The organism is Sphingomonas sp. A2-49, assembly GCF_025548555.1.
Classification (GTDB): domain Bacteria; phylum Pseudomonadota; class Alphaproteobacteria; order Sphingomonadales; family Sphingomonadaceae; genus Sphingomonas.
In genome coordinates this window covers 35,657-53,927 of record NZ_JAJLPA010000016.1, presented here as the reverse complement: position 1 = coordinate 53,927, position 18,271 = coordinate 35,657, and the positions used below count along the sequence as shown (strand labels likewise).

Sequence of the window (18,271 nt, the reverse complement as noted above, 5' to 3'; positions counted from 1 at the left end):
CGCGCGTGGCAGATCAGACGCGACGACGCTTCGACGGACGCACGCCATTGTGCGGGATCGAGGTGACGTCACGGATCGAGGTGATCTGGAAACCGACCGCCTGCAGCGCGCGCAGCGCCGATTCGCGACCCGAACCCGGACCCTTGACTTCGACTTCCAGGGTGCGGACGCCGTGCTCGGCGGCCTTCTTGCCGGCGTCTTCCGCAGCCACCTGGGCGGCGTACGGGGTCGACTTGCGGCTGCCCTTGAAGCCCATCGTGCCGGCGGACGACCACGAGATGGCGTTGCCCTGCGCGTCGGTGATGGTGATCATGGTGTTGTTGAAGCTGGCGTTCACATGCGCGACGCCGGCGGTGATGTTCTTGCGTTCGCGACGGCGAATACGCTGCGGTTCACGTGCCATTTGTTAAATCCTGACCTGATACGGAAAGCGCCGGGCAATCGGCCTCAAGCCTGCCTCCGGCGGAAAAGTAAGCGCCCCGCGCTTACTTCTTCTTGCCTGCGATCGGCTTGGCCTTGCCCTTGCGGGTGCGCGCATTGGTATGCGTGCGCTGGCCGCGGACCGGCAGGCCCTTGCGGTGACGCAGGCCACGATAGCAGGCCAGATCCATCAGGCGCTTGATGTTCATCGCGGTTTCGCGACGAAGATCACCCTCGACCGTGTGGTCGGCGTCGATCGTCTCGCGGATCTGGAGGACCTCCTGGTCCGTCAGGTCCTGCACGCGACGCTCGGGCGCGATGTTCAGCTTGGCGGTGATTTCCTTCGACTTCGTCAGGCCGATGCCGTGGATATAGGTCAGCGCGATCACCACGCGCTTGTTGGTCGGGATATTGACACCCGCGATACGTGCCATGAAACAATTCTCCTAGCTCCACGGGGTTCGGCATGGCCGCACGACCCCCATCTCGTCGCATCCTCCGCCCAACACCGCCGCCCTCGCCTTACGTCTACGCAAAGCGCGGCGAGCGCAAGCAAGCGCCGCCGGGAGCCGGTGTTTCGGAGGGAAAGGCAGGTAGGCGCGCGCAAACGCCGTGTCAAGCGACCGGTTCCCCGTCGCACGCGCGCCCGTTCCGGACCGGCGCTACTGGCGATAGGCGGTGAACTGCGTCGTGGTGCCTTCCTTCCGGTTGTCGAACGTCACGGCCAGGGTCCGGCCGTCGGGTGCCATCGCCAGGCGATAGACGGCGACGATCTTGCCCCCCCGCGTATCGGTTTCCTCCACCGTCGTCGCATCGATGCGGCGGACCTTGACCATCGTCTTCGCCGGGTCGCCGACGAAGGGCACGGCCGGCCCGTCGAAGGTCGCGGTGTAGCTCTCGCCGCTCGGCTGCGTCCAGCCGAAGGTCGTGGGCGTTTCCTTCAGCTCGAGCGTCAGGTTCGAATCGGTGACGGCCTTGATCTCCGCCTGTTTCCACGTCCCCGATGCGGCATGCGCGCCGGTGGGTGCCGGGCCGATGCGGGTTTCGGTGGACGTGCCCGACTGCTCCAGCTTCTTGACGTTGTCGGTCGAGCGCCACCGGCTGGTCAGGGTGTTGCCGTCGGCGGACAGCGTGTCGGTGTTGGCGCTGGTGACCTTGCCGTCGCGCATGAAGGTGTAGGCGATCGCGTTGGCGTCGACCGCCTTCACCGCGATATGATCCCAGTAATCGTGGCCCGACGCGGCCTGCGGCGTGCCGTCGGCCTTGACGTCGATCGCGGGGACGCAGCTGGAACAGGTGTAGCGGCCGTCCTTCAGGGCGAAGACGTCGGGTTTGGCCGGCAGCTTGGCGGAGGCGATGTCGGCCTTCCACGTTCCCGTGAAGGACGGCGCGGTCTGCGCACCGGCGGGCACGGCGAGCATGCAGGCGGCGGCGACGAGGGCATGCGGATATCGGAGCATCGTGGAGTTCCTGCGGACGAGAGGGAACGCATTACTCGGTGATGCGGCGGAGGTTATGCCCGATCCGTGACGCGGTCAACAACAGCCGCTCCGGCCCTTTGCCGGGCGAGCGCCATCCACCAGCGCCGCAGCGCGATGACCGTCCAGAGCAGCTCGACCGCACCGAACGGCCACGCCCCCTGCAGGAATCCGTAGATCGAGCTCAGCACGCAGCCCGCCGCGAACCCCAGCGTCCACCACGGCGAGCGATCCTCCATCAGCTAGCACAACAGCATGAAGAGGATGGCGAACAGCCCGAACAGACTTAGCGTATCCATCGCGTCCCCATGCTGTCCCGATCGGGGAAGACCTTGGCGTCCAGTCGCTTAACCAATGAATGGCCACCCGATTAACCAGTTGGAAGGTGCGTTTGCGGCATGAGCGATTCTCCAGCCGGAGAAGAGTTCATGGCCCCCTCGCACCACGCCTATAGCCGGATCGCCAAGCGGGTGCAGGCCCCGATGCCGATCGGCCATACGCCATGGTCCCCGCCCGCGCTCAGCGATCTGGTCGCGCGCATCGACGCCGCGATCGACGCACGCCGAGCGACTGACACCCATTGACACACAGCATTACCGGGAATTTGTGACAGACACCTCACCGGAACCGCGACAGATACGCCGAAAAGTATTCCCATCAATCAGGCAAGACAGGATCGCATCCCACAGTAAAACTGCCGTAGCATTCCCTTCCTGGTCCAGGAAAATACGTCCTGCCAGTCGGGCCGGGAGTGCTCGGACCTTCGTCACCGTACTCGCGTTTGGTACAGTAGACGTTCGCTGCGTCATCATCGCCCATGCCACGCGCAACAAATTCCGACCGGCAATTCGCGTAATCGATGTCGCGTTGCTCAGGAGATTTCTGCTGGCCTGACGCTTCTGTCGTCATTGCGGCCAACAAAGCGATGCAAGAAAAAAATCCGGATATGCGTTTCATGACCGTCTCCTCCAAGAGTTGTTGATCCACCGATCAAACAACTTCCGGTCGAGTCAGTCAAATTGATTAACGCGATGCAAAACAACGCGATAGGCATTCGCAATGAAACGTAACACGGTCAGAAAACCGTGGCCGGCCAACTAAAGGGGCGGATGCCCGTTACATCAGCGGGAACGGGGCCCTGGCGGTGAACGCCATCAGCAGCAGCATCGCCGACAGGCCAGCGGACAAGCCGCACAGCACGTAGCCGACATATTGCAGCATCGGCGGATTGGCCCGCTTCAGCCTGGCGTTGCGGGACGCGCCCTGCAACACGAAGCTCATCAGCATGCCGTAGGTAAAGACGATCGCCCCAAGCATAACGCTCCTTCTTGCCGTTCCCGGCGCAAAGCCCCTCACATGGATGCGGCCCCCCGGCCGCATCGTGTCCGTCACATTATCGCACGCTGGCTAGCAAGTGGTTAACCCGCAGGCCGGGGCGGAAATGCGATGAGCCTCGGCGTCACACCGGCAGGACGATCCGCGCGATCAGGCCCGGCGCGTTGTCGGCGAGTTCGAAGCGGCCGTTGTGCAACCGCGCGACCGCCTCGATCAGCGCCATGCCCAGCCCGGCGCCCGGCGTCGTCCGCGCCGCGTCCAGCCGGCCGAAGCGCTTGAGCGCCTGCGCACGGTCCGATTCGGCGATCCCGCCGCCGCGATCCTCGACCTGGATCGCGATCTCGCCCGCATTGGCGACCAGCCGCAGCGTCAGCACGCCGCCCGCCGCGGCATGCTTCAGCGCATTGTCGATCAGGTTGGTGATCGCCTGGCTGACGAGCTCGCGGTGCAGCAGCATCGCCGGCGCCGACACGTCGATCGCGACGGTGAAATCCAGCCCCGCCTCCTCGGCCACCGGCTCGTACAGCTCGGCGATCTCCTCGACCAGTTCGGCGGGCTCGACCAGGATGAAGCGCTCGCGCGACACCGATTCGGATCGGCTGATCTCGATCACCATGGTCAGCATCCGCATGACGAGGTCGGTTTCGACCAGCAGCCCGCCCAGCGCCGCCTCGCGCGCGGCGGGGTCGGCGATGAGCACCGCCTGTTCGGTCTTGGTGCGCAACCGCGTCAGCGGCGAGCGCAGGTCGTGCGCCAGACTGTCGGTGACGAGGCGCAGTTCGACCATCAGCCGTTCGAGCTTGCCGAGCATCAGGTTGAGCTGGTTCGCCAGGCGGTCGAAGGCGTCCCGCCGGGTCGGCGCGACCGGCACGCGCCGCGACAGGTCGCCCTCCCCCGCCGCCTCGATCACCGCGGCGATATCGTTGAGCCGCGTGCCGACGTAGCGTGCCAGCACCAGCCCCGCGCCGACGCCCAGCACCAGCGACAGCAGCACCGCGACGGTGAAGGCATCCTCGACCGCGCGGCGCTCCGCCTCGACGAGGTCGAGCCGGCGGCCGTTGAGCAGCCAGTGATCGCCGATCGGGTGCAGGATATAGCCGATATCGACCGTCGCGGCCGACGCGTCGATGTCGGCGATCCGGAACGGCGTCGGCGCGAGCGGGATCGCAATGCGCGGCGGCGCATAGCCCGCGACGCGCGCGCCGTTGCGATCGAGCACCGCGAGCAGCAGCGAGGTGTCACCGCTCGCGCGCGCGTGACCGATCGCCTCCACCACCGCCGACAGGCCGCCGACGCGGTAGATGGCGCGCATCGCGTCGGACTGTTCGATCGTCTCGCGCCGGACCGTGCCGATCACCGCGGCGTCCGTCTGTCTCCAGACGAACCCGACCAGGACGAGGTTCGACACCAGCGCCAGCGCGATCGACAGCAGCGCGATACGGGCGGTGACGGACAGGCGCATGGCCCGTCCTACCCTCATCGGCCGGAAAAGCGAGCCTGCGTCAGGCCGGATCGGCCGCAAGACGGTATCCGGCCCCGCGCACGGTATGGAGGATCGGCGAGGCGAAACCGTCCTCGAGCTTGCGGCGCAGGCGGCCGATATGCACGTCGACGACGTTGCTGCCGGGGTCGAAATGGTAGTTCCAGATCTTTTCCAGCATCATCGTCCGCGTCACCACCTGACCGGCGTGGCGGGCGAGGAATTCAAGCAGGTTGAATTCGCGCGCGCCCAGCGGAATGCTGCGCCCGGCGCGGGTGACGTGGCGCGCGAGCAGGTCGATCTCGAGATCGCCGACCGCGAGCCTGGTGCGCGTCGGCTCGGTCGCGGCACGATCGGACCGGCGCATCAGCGCCTCGATCCGCGCCGACAGTTCGGCGAACGAGAAGGGCTTGCACAGATAATCGTCGGCGCCGGCCTTCAGCCCGTCGACGCGGTCGTCGACCGCCGCGAGCGCCGACAGCACCAGCACCGGCGTCGCGATGCCGGCGGCGCGGATCGCGCTGACCATCGACAGGCCGTCGAGGCCGGGCAGCATCCGATCGGCGATGATGAGGTCGAAGATCCCCTCGCTCGCGAGGAACAGGCCGTCACGCCCGTCGCGTGCCGATTCGACCGAATAGCCGCCTTCGGACAGGCCCTTGGCCAGATAGGCGGCGGTCGAGCTATCGTCCTCGACGATCAGGATCTTGCGGCTCACGGGACCTTCCTCACGCGCTCTTCGATACAGGAAAAGCCGGCGGAAAGCATCCCTTCCGCCGGCCCCTACGGCACCCCCGGGAGTGTCGGGTACCGATCTCGTCCAAACTGCCGACCGTCGTGCGACCGTGCGTTCCGTCTAGGCGAGACCGGGTGGCGGCGCGGTGACCGTGACATGACAAAGATGTCATTCGGCCCCGACCGGGATGCGACGGGCCGCGCGACCCCGGGGGTTCAGGCGGTTTCGCCGTCCAAGATCGCGCCGATCGCCTGCGACACGTGATCGATGTCGGCCATGCCGTTGACCCGCTCGACGAGCCCGCGCGTCTGATAGATCGGCAGGATCGGTGCGGTCTTGGCGCGATATTCGGTCATGCGGGTGCGGACGGTTTCCGCATTGTCGTCGGGCCGCCGCTTGAAATCGGTCGAGCCGCAGACGTCGCAGACGCCCTCCACCTTCGGGTGCTTGAAGCGGTCGTGATAGCCCTCGCCGCACTTGGCGCAGGTGTAGCGGCCCTCGACGCGTTCGATCAGCGCCGCCTCGTCGACCTCCAGCTCGATGACATGGTCCAGCGTCAGCCCGCGCGCTTCGAGCAGGCCGTCGAGCGCCACGGCCTGCGCCGCGGTGCGCGGATAGCCGTCGAAGATCGCGCCCCCCGCGACGCCCTGGTCCAGCCGTTCGCCGATCAGCGCCGAGACGATGGCGTCGGACACCAGTTCGCCCGCCTCCATCACGGCCTTGGCCTGCAACCCGACGGGCGAACCCGCCTTGACCGCCGCGCGCAGCATGTCGCCGGTAGACAACTGGACCATGCCGCGCGCCGCCATCAGCCGCTGCGCCTGCGTGCCCTTGCCCGCCCCCGGCGGCCCGAGAAGGATGATGTTCACAGCCGCACTCCCTGTTTGCGCGCGTATGCCAGGCTTAGCGGAGACGCCCGCCCTTCAGCTTCGCCTTCTTGATGAGGTCACCATATTGGTGCGCCAGCAGGTGGCTCTGGATCTGCGTCACCGTATCCATCGTTACGTTGACGACGATCAGCAGGCTAGTCCCACCAAGGTAGAAGGGGATCGACAGCGCCGACACCAGATATTCCGGCAACAGGCAGATGATCGTCAGATAGGCCGCGCCGATCACGGTGATCCGGGTCAGCACATAGTCGAAATAGGTCTCGGTATTCTTGCCCGGACGGATGCCGGGGATGAACCCGCCATAGCGCTTCAGGTTGTCCGCGGTCTCTTCGGGATTGAAGACGACGGCGGTATAGAAGAACGAGAAGAAGATGATGCCGGCGGCATAGAGCGCCATGTACACCGGCTGCCCGTGCGCCAGATACTGGTTGAGGGTGATGATGAAATCGCCCCACTTCGATTCGCCCGCGACGCGCTGTCCGGCGAACTGGCTGATCGTCAGCGGCATCAGCAACAGCGACGAGGCGAAGATCGGCGGGATCACGCCCGCGGTGTTGATCTTGAGCGGCAAATGGCTGCGATCCGCCTGCATCCCGCGCTGCGTCTGGCGCTTGGGATATTGGATCAGGATGCGGCGCTGCGCGCGCTCCATGAAGCAGATGAACAGGATCAGCGCGACGACGGCGATGACGATGCCGATCAGCCGGACCGCGTCGATCGAGCCCGACCGCCCGCCTTCGAGCAAATTGACCAGCGTCGTCGGCAGGTGCGCGACGATGCCCGCCATGATGATGAGGCTGACGCCGTTGCCGATGCCGCGGCTGGTGATCTGCTCGCCCAGCCACATCAGGAACATCGTGCCGCCGATCAGGCTGATGACCGCCGCGACGCGGAAGGTCATGCCCGGTTCGATCACCGCGGCGACGCCGTTGGTCGCGGACAGCGCCTCCAGCCCGACGGCGATGAAATAGCCCTGGATCGCGGTCAGCGCGACGGTGCCGTAGCGGGTGTACTGGTTGAGCTTCTTGCGGCCCGATTCACCTTCCTTCTTGATCGCGGCGAGCTGCGGCGACAGCGAGGTGGCGAGCTGCACGACGATCGAGGCGGTGATGTAGGGCATCACGCCGAGCGCGATCAGCGACATGCGGCTGAGCGATCCGCCCGAGAAGGTGTTGAAGAAATCGAGCACGCCGCCCGTCGTGCGGGCGGACAGCAGGCCGAGCGCGGTCGGGTCGATACCCGGCAGCGGCACGTAGCTGAGCAGGCGGAAGACGATCAGCGCGCCGATCGTGAACCACAACCGCTTCTTGAGATCGGTCGCCTGCGCGAACTTCGCGAGGCTGATGCTTTGCGCCATCTGGTCGGCTGCGGATGCCATGCGTGTCGGTGTCCTGGAAACAAAAGCGGCGGGATGCGTTTTTCTCCGCCCCGCCGCTCATATAGGCGCTGTACGCGCCTTGTCTAATCGGGCCGGCGCTTTGTGACCACGTCGGCGGGGCCCATTTCCATGCGCCCGCGATGGCGGGAGCACGGGGCCGGGACCGCGCCTTCGCGGGGACACAAAGGCTTACGCCTTGAACGACGCCTTCTTTTCCTGGCGCGCCTTGTACTGCAAGCCCTTCTTGGCGGCGGCCTTCTCGGCGGCTGGAACGAGGACCGGGATGTCGAGCGAGCCGCCCGTCTTCTCGACCTGCGCCATCGCACCGGCCGAGGCCCCTGCGACGTGCAGAGCCAGCTTGGTGGTCAGCTCGCCCTTGGCGAGCAGACGGACGCCGTCCTTGCCGCCACGCACGAGGCCGGCCGCCTTCAGCGCGGCCTGGTCGATCGTGCCTTCGGCAGACAGCTTGCCCGAATCGATCGCCTTCTGGATCGCGCCGGTGTTCACCTCGGCATAGTCCTTGGCGAAGATGTTGTTGAAGCCGCGCTTCGGCAGACGCATGTGGAGCGGCATCTGGCCGCCCTCGAAGCCGGCGATGCTGACGCCCTCGCGGCTCTTCTGGCCCTTCTGGCCGCGGCCGCCGGTCTTGCCCTTGCCCGAGCCGATTCCGCGTCCGACGCGGATCTTGGACTTGCGGGCACCCTGGTTGTCGCGGAGTTCGTTGAGCTTCATGATATGCACTCGCTTTCGCTTTTGTCGCGCGCCCGGCCACGGCCGGGGTGTGAAAACTGGAAAAAGAAAGGGGGCCGGTTAGCCCCCTTCCCCGTATTTGTCACTAGGTGTTGATGTGGGCGTCAGCCCTGCACCTCGACCATGTGCTGCACCTTGCGGATCATTCCGCGGACCTCGGGGCTGTCCTCCAGCTCCGAAACCTTGTGCATCTTGTTGAGCCCCAGCCCGATCAGCGTCGCGCGCTGATCCTTGGTGCGGCGGATCGGCGATCCGGTCTGCTTGATCTTGACGGTTGCCATGTCGATTACTCCACGACGGCCGCAGCATCCGCCTCGGCGGTCTGCGACCCACCGCGGCCGAGCAGGTCGGCGATCTTCTTGCCACGACGCTGTGCGACCGACTTCGGCGAAGTCTGCTCGCCCAGGGCCTCGAACGTGGCGCGGATCATGTTGTACGGATTGGACGTGCCGATCGACTTGGTGACGACGTCGGCGACACCCAGGCTCTCGAAGATGGCGCGCATCGGGCCACCCGCGATGATGCCCGTGCCCTGCGGCGCCGACCGCAGCGTCACGCGACCGGCACCGAAGTGGCCGTTGCCGTCGTGATGCAGCGTGCGACCGTCCTTCAGGGGGACGCGAACCATCGCCTTCTTCGCGGCCGCGGTGGCCTTGGAGATGGCTTCCGGCACTTCGCGTGCCTTGCCGTGGCCGAAACCGACGCGACCCTTGCCGTCACCCACGACGACCAGCGCCGCGAAGCCGAAGCGCTTGCCGCCCTTCACCGTCTTCGAGACGCGGTTGATGTGGACCAGCTTCTCGATCAGCTCTTCGCCGCCATCGTCGCTGCCGGGGCCGCCACGACCGCGGTTGTCGCGACCGCGACCGCCGTCACGGCCACCGCGATTGCCGCCGGGACCACCGGGGCCACGACCACCGCCGCCGCCGCCACGACCGCCGCGCGGAGGACCGCCGCGACCGCCGCCGAAACCGCCCTGCTGGCCGCCCTGGGGCGCCGCATTGGCCTCCTGGGGAGCGCCTTCAGCCGCTGCCGGCTGCACGTTGTTCTCGTCAGCCATTCTTTAAAACTCCAATCCGGCTTCGCGCGCGGCTTCCGCCAGCGCCTTGACACGGCCGTGGAACACGAAGCCGCCGCGATCGAACACGACCTGCGTCACGCCCGCCGCCTTGGCCGCTTCCGCGACGCGGGTGCCGACCGCGGCAGCCGCCGCGATGTTGGCGCCCGACGTGTCGCGCACGTCCTTCTCGAGGGTGGAGGCCGATGCGACGGTCTTGCCGGCGACGTCGTCGATCACCTGGGCGTACATGTGCTTGCCCGAGCGATGGATCGACAGCCGCGGGCGCGTGCCCGAGCGTGCCTTCAGCGCAGTACGATTGCGCCGGCGGCGCTTCGCGAAAAGAGAGAGACCCTTGGTCATTACTTCTTCTTCCCTTCCTTGCGGAAGATGAACTCGCCGTCGTACTTGATGCCCTTGCCCTTGTACGGCTCGGGCTTGCGCCACTGACGGATTTCGGCGGCCAGCTGGCCGACCTTCTGCTTGTCGGAGCCGCTGATCTCGACCGTGGTCGCGTCAGGCGTCTTCACCTCGATGCCATCCGGCACGTCGATGTTGACGTCATGGCTGTAGCCGAGCTGCAGCTTGAGGTTGCGACCCTGCGCCGCGGCACGATAGCCGACGCCGGTGATGAGCAGCTTCTTGGTGAAGCCGTCGGTCACGCCGGTCACCAGGTTCTGCACCATCGTGCGCTGCATGCCCCAGAAGGCACGGGCGCGCTTGGTGTCGTTGGCCGGCTGCACCGAAATGCCGCCGTCCTCGATCGTGTAGCTGATCTCGTCGCGCATCGGCATCGTGAGGGTGCCCTTGGGACCCTTCACGCTGATGATGCCCTTGTCGATCGACGGCGTCACGCCGGCCGGTACGGGAACCGGCTTCTTACCGATGCGGCTCATCAGAAGACCTCCGCAAGGACTTCGCCACCGACGTTCTGCTCGCGCGCTTCCGCGTCGGACAGAACGCCACGGGGCGTCGAGACGATGGTGATGCCGAGGCCGTTGCGGACGCGCGGCAGCTCCTGCGAACCGGAATAGACGCGGCGGCCGGGCTTCGAGACGCGCGCGACGTGCTTGATCGCGGGCTGGCCCTCGAAATACTTCAGCTCGATGCGGACGCCGGCGGCCGGGCCCATCTGCTCGTCGCTGTAGCCACGGATGTAGCCTTCGCGCTGGAGCACGTCGAGGACGCGGATGCGCAGCTTCGACGACGGCGACAGGACGGAGTCCTTCTTCGCACGCTGGCCGTTGCGGATGCGGGTGAGCAAATCACCCAGGGGGTCGGTCAATGCCATGATAAATCCTTACCAGCTCGACTTTGTGAGGCCGGGGATCATGCCCTTGTTGGCCAGATCACGCAGCATCACGCGAGCGAGACGGAACTTGCGATAATACGCACGCGGACGACCGGTGATCTCGCAACGGTTGCGGATACGGGTCGGATTGCCGTTGCGCGGCAGTTCCGCCATCTTGAGGCGCGCGATCAGACGCTCGCTCTCGTCGAGGCTCTGGTCGTTGGCCATCGCCTTCAGCTTCGCCAGCTTGGGCGCATATTGCTTCACGAGCTTCTTGCGACGCTCATTCTTGTTGATCGAACTCAGTTTCGCCATGGACTTAAGCTCTCTTCCTTACTTCAGGACGGGCAGACCGCTCACGCGGCCTGCTTCTGCTGCTCAGCCTCGGGCTGAGGGAACGGGAAACCGAACAGGCGGAGCAGCTCGCGCGCCTCGTCGTCGGTCTTCGCCGTGGTGGTGACGATCACGTCCATGCCGCGCACCTTGTCGATGCGGTCATAGTTGATCTCCGGGAACACGATCTGCTCCTTGATGCCGCAGGCATAATTGCCGCGACCATCGAAGCTCTTCGGGTTCAGCCCACGGAAATCGCGGACGCGCGGCAGCGCGATCGTGATGAAGCGATCGAGGAACTCGTACATGCGCTCGCGGCGAAGGGTGACCTTCACGCCGATCGGCATGCCCTCGCGCAGCTTGAACTGCGCGATCGACTTCTTCGCCTTGGTGATGACCGGCTTCTGACCGGCGATCAGCTCCATCTCGGACGCGGCCTGGTCGACACGCTTCTTGTCCTGCGTCGCCTCGCCGACGCCCATGTTCAGGACGATCTTGTCGATGCGCGGGATCTCGTTGACGTTCTTGTAGCCGAACTTCTCGACCATCGCCTTGACGATCGTCTCTTCGTAGATGCCCTTCATGCGGGGCTTGTAGACTGCATCAGCCATCGATCTTGTCTCCGGTCTTGACCGCCACGCGGACCTTCTTGCCGTCCTGCGTCTCGAAACGGACGCGCGTCGGCTTGCCGTCGGCGGTCACGTGCGCGACCTTCGAGATGTGCATCGGCGCCTCGGTCTTCTCGAGACCGCCCTGCGGGTTCGCCTGGGTCGGCTTCTTGTGGCGGGTGGCGATGTTGACGCCCTCGACGACGACCTTGCCGTCCTTTGGCATGGCCAGCGTCACTGTGCCGGTCTTGCCCTTGTCCTTGCCGGACAGGACGACGACGCGGTCACCCTTCTTGATCTTCGCGGCGGCCATTACAGCACCTCCGGCGCAAGGCTGATGATCTTCATGTGCTTCTTGCCGCGCAGCTCGCGCACGACCGGGCCGAAGATACGGGTGCCGATCGGCTCCTCGTTCTTGTTGACCAGGACGGCGGCGTTGCCGTCGAAGCGGATGGTCGAGCCATCGGCACGATGGATGTCCTTGGCGGTGCGGACGATGACCGCGCGATGCACGTCACCCTTCTTCACCTTGCCGCGGGGCTGCGCTTCCTTGATGCTGACGACGATGATGTCGCCGACCGATGCCGTGCGACGCTTCGAGCCGCCCAGCACCTTGATGCACTGCACCCGCTTCGCGCCGCTGTTGTCAGCGACGTCGAGATTGGATTGCATCTGGATCATGGATCCGTGTCCTTCTCGTCTATGGGGTGGATACCGACCCAACCCCGCCTAAAATAATGACCCCGGCGCAGCGGACTGCACCGGGGGAGCGGCCCTGTAACCACTCCGCTGGCAGGGTGCAACCCCTGCCCTCACCCCATCCGCCGGCGCCAGCCGGCGGCGGGATCATGCGTCGACGTCGACCCGCTCGGGCGTCGCGTGGGTGTTGACCCGATCGACGACCTTCCAGGTCTTCAGCTTGGAGATCGGCGCGGTCTCTTCGATGCGCACGGTCTCGCCCTGCTTGTACTCGTTCGCCTCGTCATGGGCGTGGTACTTCTTCGAGCGGCGGATGATCTTGCCGTAGAGCGGGTGCTTGACCTTGCGCTCCACGTTCACGACCACCGTCTTCTCGCCCTTGTCGGACACGATCAGTCCGGTCAGCACGCGCTTCGGCATCTGATGTTCCTTACTTGGCAGCCGCGGCGCTGGTGCGCTGCGCCTGGAGGGTCTTGATCCGCGCGATGTCGCGACGGACTTCCTTGACGCGGCTCGGCTTTTCGAGCTGGTTCGTCGCCGCCTGGAAGCGGAGGTTGAACTGCTCGCGCTTCAGCTGGCCGAGGTTCTCGGACAGCTGATCGTCGCTCTGGCTCACGAAATCACTCTTGGCCATCTTACTCGCCTCCGAGGTGGCTGGTGTCGCCAAGGCGGGCAACGACCTTGACCTTGATCGGCAGCTTCATCGCGGCGCGCTCGAACGCCTCCGCGGCGATCTTGCCCTCGACGCCGTCGAGCTCGAACAGGATCCGGCCCGGCTTGACGCGGGCGGCCCAGAATTCGGGCGAACCCTTGCCCGAGCCCATGCGGACTTCGGCCGGCTTCGACGAGACGGGGACGTCCGGGAAGATGCGGATCCACAAGCGCCCCTGGCGCTTGATGTGACGCGTGATCGCGCGGCGGGCCGCCTCGATCTGGCGGGCGGTGATCCGCTCCGGCTCCATCGCCTTCAGGCCGTACGACCCGAAGTTGAGGCTGGTGCCACCCTTGGCGTCGCCATGGATGCGGCCCTTGAAGGCCTTGCGGAACTTTGTCTTTTTCGGTTGCAGCATGTCTGTTGCCCCTTAGCGACGGTCGTCGCGGGCCGGACGGACGCCGGAAGTCTGCGCTTCCATCATCAACCGGTCCTGCGCCATCGGATCATGGCCGAGGATCTCGCCCTTGAAGACCCAGACCTTCACGCCGCACACGCCGTAGGACGTGTGGGCCTGGGCCTCGGCGTAATCGATGTTCGCGCGCAGCGTGTGCAGCGGAACCCGACCTTCGCGATAGCTTTCCGAACGTGCGATCTCGGCACCGCCGAGGCGGCCGCCGCAGGCGACGCGGATGCCATCGGCACCCAGGCGCATCGCCGACTGCACCGCACGCTTCATGGCGCGGCGGAAGGCGATACGACGCTCGAGCTGGTCGGCGATACCCTGTGCGACGAGCTTCGCGTCGATCTCCGGCTTGCGGATCTCGACGATGTTCAGCGACACGTCGGACTTGGTCATCGCGCCGATCGTCTTGCGCAGCTTCTCGATGTCCGAGCCCTTCTTGCCGATGATGACACCGGGGCGGGCGGCGAAGATCGAGATGCGGCACAGCTTGGCCGGACGCTCGATGACGACCTTGGAAATGGCGGCCTGCGGCAGCGTCTTCATGATGAAGGCGCGGATCTTCAGATCCTCCAGCAGCAGCTGGCCATAATCATGGCCCTCGGCGAACCAGCGGCTGTCCCAGGTCCGGTTGATCTGGAGCCGCATGCCGATGGGGTTGCTCTTGTGACCCATTATGCTTCTTCCTGCTCGCGCACGACGATGCGCAGACGGCTGAACGGCTTCAGGATGCGGGTGGACTTGCCACGGCCGCGGGTCGCGAAGCGCTTCATGGTGATCGACTTGCCGACCGACGCCTCGGCGACGACGAGCGCGTCGACGTCGAGGTTGTGGTTGTTCTCGGCATTGGCGATGGCCGAGGCCAGCACCTTGCGCGCGTCGACCGCCATCGCCTTCGTCGAGAAGGCGAGGATGTTCATCGCATCGCCGACCGGCTTGTTGCGGATCAGCGCGGCGACCAGGTTCAGCTTCTGCGCCGAACCGCGGATCTGCGTGCCGACCGACAGCGCTTCCTTATCACCGACCTTGCGGGGGGAGACTGGCTTGCTCATCAGCGCTTGCCCTTCTTGTCGGCGGCGTGACCCGGGAAGTAGCGCGTCGGCGCGAACTCGCCCAGCTTCATGCCGACCATGTCTTCGTTGACCGACACCGGCACGAACTTGCGGCCGTTGTAGACGTTGAACGTGAGGCCGACGAACGACGGCAGGATGGTGGAACGACGCGACCAGGTCTTGATCGGCGAGCGGCCACCGCTGTCCTGCGCGGTTTCCGCCTTCTTCAGAAGGCTCAGTTCAACGAACGGGCCCTTCCAGACTGAACGAGCCATGGTTAGCCCTTCCTCTTAGTCGAATGACGCGACCGGATAATCATCTTGTCGGTCGACTTATTGTGACGGGTGCGCGCACCCTTCGTCGGCTTGCCCCACGGGGTGACCGGATGACGGCCGCCCGAGGTCCGGCCTTCACCACCGCCGTGCGGATGGTCGACCGGGTTCTTGGCGACGCCGCGGGTCAGCGGACGCTTGCCCATCCAGCGCGAACGCCCGGCCTTGCCGAGGTTCTGGTTCTGGTTGTCCGGGTTCGACACCGCACCGACCGTCGCCATGCACTCGCCACGGATGTAGCGCTGCTCGCCCGAGTTGAGGCGGACGATGACCATGCCGCGATCGCGACCGACGACCTGCACATAGGTGCCGGCCGAACGCGCGATCTGGCCGCCCTTGCCCGGCTTCATCTCCACGTTGTGGACGATGGTGCCGACGGGGACCTGGCCGATCTCCATCGCGTTGCCCGGCTTGGTGTCGGTCTTCTTGGCCGCAAGGACCTTGTCGCCCGGCGCCAGACGCTGCGGCGCGATGATGTAGGCCAGCTCCTCGTCGGCATACTTCACCAGCGCGATGAACGCGGTGCGGTTGGGATCGTATTCCAGCCGCTCGACGGTGCCCTCGACGTCCCACTTGCGACGCTTGAAGTCGACGTAGCGGTACTTCTGCTTGTGACCGCCGGCGATGCCGCGGCTGGTCACATGGCCCTTGTTGTTGCGGCCGCCCGACTTGCGCTTGCCCTCGGTGAGCGCCTTGACCGGCTTGCCCTTCCAGAGCGACGACTTGTCGACGAGGACGAGGCCGCGCTGTGCCGGCGTCGTCGGATTATAATGCTTGAGTGCCATGATCCTCAGATCCCCGTCGTCACGTCGATGGACTGGCCGTCCTTCAGGGTGACAATGGCCTTCTTCATGTCGGAGCGCTGGTAGGGAGCGCCCTTCCACTTCTTGGTCTTGCCCTTCTGGACGATCGTGTTCACGCCGGTCACGGTGACGTCGAAGAGAGCCTCGACGGCAGCCTTGATCTGCGGCTTGGTCGCGTCGTTGGCGACCTTGAACACGACGGCGTTATGCTCGGAGAGCAAGGTCGCCTTTTCGGTGATGTGCGGCGCGACGATCACGTCATAGTGACGGTTGTCGACGGCCTTCTGCTGCTTAGCCATTAGTTGGCCCCTCCCGGGAGGGCGAAGCGCGCCTCCAGCTTCTCGACCGCCGCGCGGGTCAGGACCAGCGTGTCAGCCTTCAGGATGTCATAGACGTTGGCGCCGGCGGCCGGCATCACGTTGACGTGGTGCAGGTTGCCCGCGGCGAGCGCGAAGCTCGTCTCGACGGCGTCGCCGTCGATGACCAGCGCCGACTTTCCGAAGCCGAGCTTGGCGAGATCGCCGACCAGCGTCTTGGTCTTGTTGCCCTCGACCGCCAGGCTGTCCATGACGAACAGCGAGCCGGCCTTGGCGTGGCTCGACAGCGCCATCTTCAGCCCCAGCGCGCGGACCTTCTTGTTGAGGCCCGGGTTGAAGTCGCGGACGCGGGCGCCGTGCGCCTTACCGCCACCGATGAAGACCGGCGCGCGGCGATCGCCGTGACGTGCGGTACCGCCGCCCTTCTGGCGACCGAACTTCTTGCCGGTGCGGGCGACGTCGGCGCGCTCGCGCGTGCCGCGCGCCGTCTCGCGACGCTTCTCGAGCTGCCAGGTGACCACGCGGTGCAGGATGTCGGCGCGCGGATCGAGGCCGAAGACCTCGTCGTTGAGCTCGACGTCCGCCGCGGCGGTGCCGGCGAAGGATTGAACCTTGACCTTCACGTTCAGCCCTCCTGGCCGTCGGTAGCTTCCGGCGCGCTCGTCTCAACGGGCGTGTCGGCTGCGGTGTTGCTGTTGGCAGCCTGCTTCAGGCTGGCGGGATAGGGAGCCTCGGCATGCGCCTTGACCTTGACCGCGTCCTTGACGAACAGCCAGCCGCCCTTCGATCCCGGGACCGAGCCCTTGACGAAGATCAGACCGCGCTCGGCGTCGGTGCCGACGACCTCGAGGTTCTGCTGCGTGCGGTACTTGTCGCCCATGTGGCCGGCCATCTTCTTGTTCTTGAAGACGCGACCCGGATCCTGGCGCTGGCCGGTCGAACCGAGCGAACGGTGCGAGACCGAGACGCCGTGCGTCGCGCGCAGACCGCCGAAGTTCCAGCGCTTCATGCCGCCGGCGAAGCCCTTACCCTGGGTACGACCCTGGATATCGACGAGCTGGCCCGCGACGAAATGCTCTGCCGAAATCTCTGCGCCGACGTCGAGGAGGTTGTCCTCGGTCACGCGGAATTCGGCGACGACCGCCTTGGGCTCGACCTCGGCCTTGCCGAAGTGGCCGCGCTGCGGCTTGGCGACATTCTTGGCCTTGGCGACGCCAGCACCGAGCTGGACGGCGGTGTAGCCATCACGATCTTGTTCGCGACGGGCAATGACCTGGAGGCCTTCGAGCTGCAGGACGGTGACCGGCACGTGGCGGCCATCATCCTGGAACAGGCGGGTCATACCCATTTTCTTCGCGATCACGCCAGTACGCATGATCCATCACTCCATTACAGAGGCACGCCGGGACCATTCCCGAACGTGCGTGCGGCATGTCCAAGGACACGCCATCCGGCCCGATTGTCGTTACGTCGCCCCGTCCCGGGCTGGTCGCCCCCGTTGCCGGGGACATGACGGGAGACGCTGGCCCGACCCCGAAGGGCCGGCGGTATCTCGTGTCTGTCAGGTGCCCCGCTGCGCGGAGTTCCCAAACCGGCCGTTCCACCGGGGTGGAAACGGCAAACCCGCGGGACTCGACGTCGACCGCGGGATGCGCGCCATTACGCCAGCTTGATCTCGACGTCAACGCCCGCGGCCAGGTCGAGCTTCATCAGCGCGTCGACCGTCTGCGGGGTCGGCTGCACGATGTCGAGCATGCGCTTGTAGGTGCGCACCTCGAACTGCTCGCGCGACTTCTTGTCGATGTGCGGGCCGCGGTTGACGGTGAACTTCTCGATGCGCGTGGGCAGCGGAATCGGGCCGCGGATGAGCGCGCCGGTACGACGCGCGGTGTCGGCGATGTCGCCGGTCGCCTGGTCGAGCACGCGATGATCGAACGCCTTGAGGCGAATGCGGATATTGCTGTCCATGATCCCTACCGATGCGATGGAGCACGACCCCGGCCGTCTCCCCCGCCGTGGCGGAGGACTCGTGCCGCTGGTGCTGGACCGGCGGGATGAGATCCCGGCCAGGCCGGGACGACGAGAAAGAGCCGTAACTCAGTAAAACTTGGAAGGCGCGCCCTAACGGAGCCCTCATAAAATAGCAACGGCCCGACTCTCCTTTTTTGGGGAGAGCCGGGCCGCTGTCTGTCAGGCC

Annotated in this window: 32 protein-coding genes; 1 reads left to right on the top strand and 31 read right to left on the bottom strand. The window is 65.8% G+C overall.

Annotation, left to right across the window (positions count from 1 at the left end; all coding sequences use genetic code 11):
- Positions 1-13 precede the first annotated feature (13 nt).
- The 4 genes from rpsK to LPN01_RS13045 form a co-directional block, all read right to left on the bottom strand.
- A complete protein-coding gene (rpsK, locus tag LPN01_RS13060) occupies positions 14-403 on the bottom strand; it encodes a 30S ribosomal protein S11 (RefSeq protein ID WP_262828850.1) in 390 nt (129 codons plus the stop codon).
- A gap of 82 nt (positions 404-485) precedes the next feature.
- Positions 486-854, bottom strand: coding sequence for a 30S ribosomal protein S13 (gene rpsM, locus LPN01_RS13055; protein WP_037534131.1), 369 nt, complete (start codon positions 852-854; stop codon positions 486-488).
- Positions 855-1,082: 228 nt separating this feature from the next.
- Positions 1,083-1,880: a hypothetical protein gene (locus LPN01_RS13050; protein ID WP_262828849.1), complete on the bottom strand. Its 798-nt coding sequence runs from the start codon at positions 1,878-1,880 to the stop codon at positions 1,083-1,085.
- A gap of 53 nt (positions 1,881-1,933) precedes the next feature.
- Complete coding sequence (locus LPN01_RS13045) at positions 1,934-2,137, bottom strand: hypothetical protein (protein ID WP_262828848.1); 204 nt, start codon at positions 2,135-2,137, stop codon at positions 1,934-1,936.
- A 159-nt stretch (positions 2,138-2,296) separates the two neighbouring features.
- On the opposite strand from LPN01_RS13045, the gene LPN01_RS13040 reads away from it, so the two are divergent.
- On the top strand, positions 2,297-2,482 hold the full coding sequence (locus LPN01_RS13040; protein WP_262828847.1) for a hypothetical protein: 186 nt from the start codon (positions 2,297-2,299) through the stop codon (positions 2,480-2,482).
- A gap of 73 nt (positions 2,483-2,555) precedes the next feature.
- Here LPN01_RS13040 and LPN01_RS13035 read toward each other — a convergent pair whose 3' ends face one another.
- The 27 genes from LPN01_RS13035 to rpsJ all read right to left on the bottom strand — a co-directional run bounded on the left by LPN01_RS13035 (position 2,556) and on the right by rpsJ (position 18,042).
- Positions 2,556-2,855 carry a hypothetical protein gene (locus LPN01_RS13035; protein ID WP_262828846.1) on the bottom strand — a complete coding sequence of 100 codons (300 nt, stop codon included), beginning with the start codon at positions 2,853-2,855 and terminating at the stop codon, positions 2,556-2,558.
- Positions 2,856-3,014: 159 nt separating this feature from the next.
- Positions 3,015-3,215, bottom strand: a complete 201-nt coding sequence (locus LPN01_RS13030) for a hypothetical protein (protein ID WP_262828845.1) — start codon at positions 3,213-3,215, stop codon at positions 3,015-3,017.
- A gap of 142 nt (positions 3,216-3,357) precedes the next feature.
- Entirely contained in the window at positions 3,358-4,695 is a 1,338-nt protein-coding gene (locus LPN01_RS13025; RefSeq protein WP_262828844.1) for a sensor histidine kinase, read from the bottom strand.
- A gap of 40 nt (positions 4,696-4,735) precedes the next feature.
- The gene (locus LPN01_RS13020; protein ID WP_262828843.1) at positions 4,736-5,431 is read right to left on the bottom strand and encodes a response regulator transcription factor; all 696 of its coding nucleotides are present in this window, start codon (positions 5,429-5,431) and stop codon (positions 4,736-4,738) included.
- 233 nt (positions 5,432-5,664) lie between these two features.
- Entirely contained in the window at positions 5,665-6,318 is a 654-nt protein-coding gene (locus tag LPN01_RS13015; protein WP_262828842.1) for an adenylate kinase, read from the bottom strand.
- A 34-nt stretch (positions 6,319-6,352) separates the two neighbouring features.
- On the bottom strand, positions 6,353-7,717 hold the full coding sequence (gene secY, locus LPN01_RS13010; RefSeq protein ID WP_262828841.1) for a preprotein translocase subunit SecY: 1,365 nt from the start codon (positions 7,715-7,717) through the stop codon (positions 6,353-6,355).
- 189 nt (positions 7,718-7,906) lie between these two features.
- Entirely contained in the window at positions 7,907-8,449 is a 543-nt protein-coding gene (rplO, locus tag LPN01_RS13005) for a 50S ribosomal protein L15 (protein WP_262828840.1), read from the bottom strand.
- Between the two features lie 122 nt (positions 8,450-8,571).
- Complete coding sequence (gene rpmD, locus LPN01_RS13000; protein WP_230629390.1) at positions 8,572-8,748, bottom strand: 50S ribosomal protein L30; 177 nt, start codon at positions 8,746-8,748, stop codon at positions 8,572-8,574.
- Between the two features lie 5 nt (positions 8,749-8,753).
- A complete protein-coding gene (gene rpsE / locus LPN01_RS12995) occupies positions 8,754-9,527 on the bottom strand; it encodes a 30S ribosomal protein S5 (RefSeq protein ID WP_262828839.1) in 774 nt (257 codons plus the stop codon).
- A gap of 3 nt (positions 9,528-9,530) precedes the next feature.
- The gene (gene rplR, locus LPN01_RS12990) at positions 9,531-9,887 is read right to left on the bottom strand and encodes a 50S ribosomal protein L18 (RefSeq protein WP_262828838.1); all 357 of its coding nucleotides are present in this window, start codon (positions 9,885-9,887) and stop codon (positions 9,531-9,533) included.
- A complete protein-coding gene (gene rplF / locus LPN01_RS12985; protein ID WP_262828837.1) occupies positions 9,887-10,420 on the bottom strand; it encodes a 50S ribosomal protein L6 in 534 nt (177 codons plus the stop codon). Before rplF ends, rplR begins: the two co-directional genes overlap by 1 nt.
- Entirely contained in the window at positions 10,420-10,815 is a 396-nt protein-coding gene (rpsH, locus tag LPN01_RS12980; protein WP_163959475.1) for a 30S ribosomal protein S8, read from the bottom strand. Before rpsH ends, rplF begins: the two co-directional genes overlap by 1 nt.
- Positions 10,816-10,824: 9 nt before the next feature.
- A complete protein-coding gene (gene rpsN, locus LPN01_RS12975) occupies positions 10,825-11,130 on the bottom strand; it encodes a 30S ribosomal protein S14 (protein WP_262828836.1) in 306 nt (101 codons plus the stop codon).
- A gap of 41 nt (positions 11,131-11,171) precedes the next feature.
- On the bottom strand, positions 11,172-11,759 hold the full coding sequence (gene rplE, locus LPN01_RS12970; RefSeq protein ID WP_262828835.1) for a 50S ribosomal protein L5: 588 nt from the start codon (positions 11,757-11,759) through the stop codon (positions 11,172-11,174).
- On the bottom strand, positions 11,752-12,069 hold the full coding sequence (rplX, locus tag LPN01_RS12965; protein ID WP_262828834.1) for a 50S ribosomal protein L24: 318 nt from the start codon (positions 12,067-12,069) through the stop codon (positions 11,752-11,754). The genes rplE and rplX overlap by 8 nt, the downstream gene beginning before the upstream one ends.
- Entirely contained in the window at positions 12,069-12,437 is a 369-nt protein-coding gene (gene rplN / locus LPN01_RS12960; RefSeq protein ID WP_017979484.1) for a 50S ribosomal protein L14, read from the bottom strand. The genes rplX and rplN overlap by 1 nt, the downstream gene beginning before the upstream one ends.
- A gap of 165 nt (positions 12,438-12,602) precedes the next feature.
- Positions 12,603-12,875 carry a 30S ribosomal protein S17 gene (gene rpsQ / locus LPN01_RS12955; RefSeq protein WP_230629380.1) on the bottom strand — a complete coding sequence of 91 codons (273 nt, stop codon included), beginning with the start codon at positions 12,873-12,875 and terminating at the stop codon, positions 12,603-12,605.
- A 10-nt stretch (positions 12,876-12,885) separates the two neighbouring features.
- On the bottom strand, positions 12,886-13,089 hold the full coding sequence (rpmC, locus tag LPN01_RS12950) for a 50S ribosomal protein L29 (protein WP_262828833.1): 204 nt from the start codon (positions 13,087-13,089) through the stop codon (positions 12,886-12,888).
- A gap of 1 nt (position 13,090) precedes the next feature.
- The gene (gene rplP, locus LPN01_RS12945) at positions 13,091-13,525 is read right to left on the bottom strand and encodes a 50S ribosomal protein L16 (protein ID WP_163959480.1); all 435 of its coding nucleotides are present in this window, start codon (positions 13,523-13,525) and stop codon (positions 13,091-13,093) included.
- Positions 13,526-13,537: 12 nt separating this feature from the next.
- Positions 13,538-14,245 carry a 30S ribosomal protein S3 gene (gene rpsC / locus LPN01_RS12940; protein WP_037534164.1) on the bottom strand — a complete coding sequence of 236 codons (708 nt, stop codon included), beginning with the start codon at positions 14,243-14,245 and terminating at the stop codon, positions 13,538-13,540.
- Entirely contained in the window at positions 14,245-14,622 is a 378-nt protein-coding gene (gene rplV / locus LPN01_RS12935) for a 50S ribosomal protein L22 (protein WP_254289415.1), read from the bottom strand. Before rplV ends, rpsC begins: the two co-directional genes overlap by 1 nt.
- The gene (rpsS, locus tag LPN01_RS12930; protein WP_262828832.1) at positions 14,622-14,897 is read right to left on the bottom strand and encodes a 30S ribosomal protein S19; all 276 of its coding nucleotides are present in this window, start codon (positions 14,895-14,897) and stop codon (positions 14,622-14,624) included. The genes rplV and rpsS overlap by 1 nt, the downstream gene beginning before the upstream one ends.
- 2 nt (positions 14,898-14,899) lie before the next feature.
- Positions 14,900-15,739, bottom strand: a complete 840-nt coding sequence (gene rplB, locus LPN01_RS12925) for a 50S ribosomal protein L2 (RefSeq protein ID WP_163959482.1) — start codon at positions 15,737-15,739, stop codon at positions 14,900-14,902.
- A gap of 5 nt (positions 15,740-15,744) precedes the next feature.
- Positions 15,745-16,056 (bottom strand): 50S ribosomal protein L23, encoded by a 312-nt coding sequence (locus LPN01_RS12920; RefSeq protein WP_262828831.1) that lies wholly within the window; start codon positions 16,054-16,056, stop codon positions 15,745-15,747.
- The gene (gene rplD, locus LPN01_RS12915; protein ID WP_262828830.1) at positions 16,056-16,697 is read right to left on the bottom strand and encodes a 50S ribosomal protein L4; all 642 of its coding nucleotides are present in this window, start codon (positions 16,695-16,697) and stop codon (positions 16,056-16,058) included. Before rplD ends, LPN01_RS12920 begins: the two co-directional genes overlap by 1 nt.
- A gap of 2 nt (positions 16,698-16,699) precedes the next feature.
- Positions 16,700-17,449, bottom strand: a complete 750-nt coding sequence (gene rplC / locus LPN01_RS12910; RefSeq protein WP_262828829.1) for a 50S ribosomal protein L3 — start codon at positions 17,447-17,449, stop codon at positions 16,700-16,702.
- Positions 17,450-17,733: 284 nt separating this feature from the next.
- Positions 17,734-18,042: a 30S ribosomal protein S10 gene (gene rpsJ / locus LPN01_RS12905; RefSeq protein WP_007406109.1), complete on the bottom strand. Its 309-nt coding sequence runs from the start codon at positions 18,040-18,042 to the stop codon at positions 17,734-17,736.
- Positions 18,043-18,271: the final 229 nt, after the last annotated feature.